Source organism: Cellulosimicrobium cellulans (assembly GCF_042723955.1).
In the GTDB taxonomy this organism is placed as follows: Bacteria; Actinomycetota; Actinomycetes; order Actinomycetales; family Cellulomonadaceae; genus Cellulosimicrobium; species Cellulosimicrobium cellulans_H.
The window spans coordinates 15,100-18,153 of record NZ_JBHXIC010000043.1 but is presented as its reverse complement, the minus strand read 5'-3'; the positions used below and the strand labels follow the sequence as shown (position 1 = coordinate 18,153).

Here is a 3,054-nt window from a genome sequence, read left to right as displayed (position 1 = left end):
CGAGCGCGGCGTCGCGCGCGAGAACCCCCCACCCCACCCCCTCTCCGGGGGCGGCCCCCCCCCCCCCCCCCCACGCCCACGCACCTGTTCCCGCCACCGCGTCCGTCTGACCGCGGCGGCCCCCGCCTCCTGACATCGTCCGTCCACGACCGCCCGAAGCCCGGTTGGACGCCTCGTCGCGCCCACCCACTCCTGAGAGGAACCAGCAATGACGCCGTCCGTCTCACGCCGCACCGTGCTCCAGGGAGCCGGCGCCGGAGCACTCGCCCTGGTCTTCGGCGGTGCTGTGCCGCCTGCAGCCCGGGCATCTGCCCCCGGCTCGCTCCGTGCCGTCTACCACATGACTCCCCCCAGCGGCTGGCTCTGCGACCCCCAACGCCCGATCGCCACGCACGGCGCCTACCAGCTGTACTACCTGCACTCCGACCAGAACAACGGCCCCGGCGGCTGGGACCACGCGAGCACGACCGACGGCGTCGCCTTCACGCACCACGGCACCGTGATGCCGCTGCGGCCCGACTTCCCCGTGTGGTCCGGGTCGGCGGTCGTCGACACCGCGAACACGGCAGGGTTCGGTGCCGGCGCGGTCGTCGCGCTCGCGACCCAGCCGACCGACGGCGTCCGCAAGTACCAGGAGCAGTACCTCTACTGGTCGACCGACGGTGGGTTCACGTTCACCGCCCTGCCCGACCCCGTCATCGTCAACACCGACGGTCGCGCCGCCACGACGCCCGCCGAGATCGAGAACGCCGAGTGGTTCCGCGACCCCAAGATCCACTGGGACACCGCCCGCGGAGAATGGGTCTGCGTCATCGGACGGCTGCGGTACGCCGCGTTCTACACCTCGCCGAACCTGCGCGAGTGGACGCTGCGACGCAACTTCGACTACCCGAACCACGCCCTCGGCGGCATCGAGTGCCCCGACCTGTTCGAGATGACCGCGGACGACGGCACGCGCCACTGGGTGCTCGCCGCCAGCATGGACGCCTACGGCATCGGCCTGCCGATGACCTACGCCTACTGGACGGGCACGTGGGACGGCGAGCACTTCCTCGCCGACGGCCTCACCCCTCAGTGGCTCGACTGGGGCTGGGACTGGTACGCGGCCGTCACCTGGCCGTCGGTGGACGCCCCCGAGACCAAGCGGCTCGCCGTCGCGTGGATGAACAACTGGAAGTACGCCGCGCGCGACGTCCCCACCGACGCGACCGACGGCTACAACGGGCAGAACTCGATCGTCCGCGAGCTGCGGCTCGCCCGGCAGCCGGGCGGTTGGTACAGCCTCCTGAGCAGCCCCGTGGCGGCGCTGGCGACCTACGTCATCGCCACCACCACGCTCCCCGACCGGACCGTCGACGGCAGCGCCGTCCTGCCGTGGAGCGGGCGCGCGTACGAGATCGAGCTCGACATCGCCTGGGACGCCGCGACGAACGTCGGCATCTCCGTCGGACGCTCCGCCGACGGCTCCCGGCACACGAACATCGGCAAGTACGGAGCGGACCTGTACGTCGACCGAGGACCCTCCGACCTCGCCGGGTACTCGCTCGCGCCCTACTCGCGAGCCGCCGCCCCCATCGACCCCGGCGCCCGATCCGTGCACCTGCGCATCCTCGTCGACACCCAGAGCGTCGAGGTCTTCGTCAACGCCGGCCACACCGTGCTCTCCCAGCAGGTCCACTTCGCCGAGGGCGACACCGGGATCTCGCTCTACACCGACGGCGGCCCCGCACGCTTCACCGGCATCACCGTCCGCGAGCTCGGGGAGGCGATCTAGGCGATGCGCACCACGATGCTCGGCGAAGACCCACCCGGAGAGGCAACACCGCCCAACCGACACGTCCTCGTGGTCGGTGAGGCGCTGATCGACGTCGTGCACCGCGCCGACGGCAGCGTCGACGAGCACCCCGGCGGCAGCCTCGCCAACGTCGCCCTCACCCTCGGGCGGCTCGGCCGCGACGCGCGCCTGGCCACGTGGCTCGGCACGGACGAGCGCGGCGACGCGATCCGGGCCTGGCTCGACGACTCCGCAGTGACCCTCGCCCCCGGCAGCACCGACGCCGACCGGACGAGTGTCGCCACCGCCCACCTCGACGCCCAGGGGGCCGCGACCTACGAGTTCGACCTGGAGTGGCGCGTCCCGGCCGGCACCGCCCCGGGCGCCGGGACGCTCGCCGTGCACACCGGCTCGATCGCCGCCGTCCTGGAGCCCGGCGCGTCCGACGTCCGCGCCCTGGTCGCCGCCGCGCGCGACACCGCCACGATCACCTACGACCCCAACGCCCGCCCCGCCCTCATGGGCGACCCCGCCGACGCCCGCGCCCGCATCGAGGCGCTCGTCGCGCTCGCCGACGTCGTCAAGGTCAGCGACGAGGACCTCGCCTGGCTCGTCCCCGACGCCGACCCGGCCGACGTCGCCCACCAGTGGCTCGCGCTCGGTCCCGCGCTCGTCGTCGTGACGTTCGGCGGCGAGGGCGCCGTCGCCGTCACCGCCGCCGGGGAGCAGCGCGTCACCGCCCCGCGCGTGGACGTCGTGGACACCGTCGGCGCGGGCGACTCGTTCATGGGCGCGCTCGTCGACGGGCTCTGGGACGCGGGCCTCCTCGGCGCGGACCGGCGCGAGGCGCTGCGTGCGATCGACGCCGCGGTGCTCGGCGACGTGCTGCGCCGGTGCGTCGCGGTCGCCGCAGTCACCGTCTCGCGTGCGGGCGCGAACCCGCCGCGACGGACGGAGCTCGCGTCCGTGTGACTCACCCCGAGCACTCGCGTCACCGTTCGGACGGCGAGACACTCGCGCGTCCGTCGGGCGGCCGGGCCGCCTCGGGCGGGATCACACACCCGCTTCACCAGATCGAGGCCAGCTGCGTCACCTCGATCGACCGCAGCGTCGCCGCCCCTCCGCGCGCGTAGACCGACAGGCCGACGGTGCCCTCGCCGGGGTAGACCACCATCGTCCCGGTCAAGGCACCGTCGTGGGGGCCGGCCGGGGGGCGCGCCGGGGGGAGCAGGGACCCGCGCGCGGCCACAACCACCCACACCCCGCGCCCGGGCGCCGCC

The 3,054-nt window shown here is 74.1% G+C and carries 3 protein-coding genes; 2 read left to right on the top strand and 1 reads right to left on the bottom strand.

What is annotated here, in order from left to right; genetic code table 11:
* Positions 1 to 208: 208 nt before the first annotated feature.
* Both ACFWH7_RS12890 and ACFWH7_RS12885 read left to right on the top strand, forming a co-directional pair.
* Complete coding sequence (locus ACFWH7_RS12890) at positions 209 to 1,774, top strand: glycoside hydrolase family 32 protein (RefSeq protein ID WP_378216907.1); 1,566 nt, start codon at positions 209 to 211, stop codon at positions 1,772 to 1,774.
* A gap of 3 nt (positions 1,775 to 1,777) precedes the next feature.
* Positions 1,778 to 2,746, top strand: a complete 969-nt coding sequence (locus ACFWH7_RS12885; RefSeq protein ID WP_378216906.1) for a carbohydrate kinase family protein — start codon at positions 1,778 to 1,780, stop codon at positions 2,744 to 2,746.
* 94 nt (positions 2,747 to 2,840) lie between these two features.
* Here ACFWH7_RS12885 and ACFWH7_RS12880 read toward each other — a convergent pair.
* A partial coding sequence (locus ACFWH7_RS12880; RefSeq protein ID WP_378216905.1) for a hypothetical protein occupies positions 2,841 to 3,054 on the bottom strand: 214 nt, incomplete at its 5' end.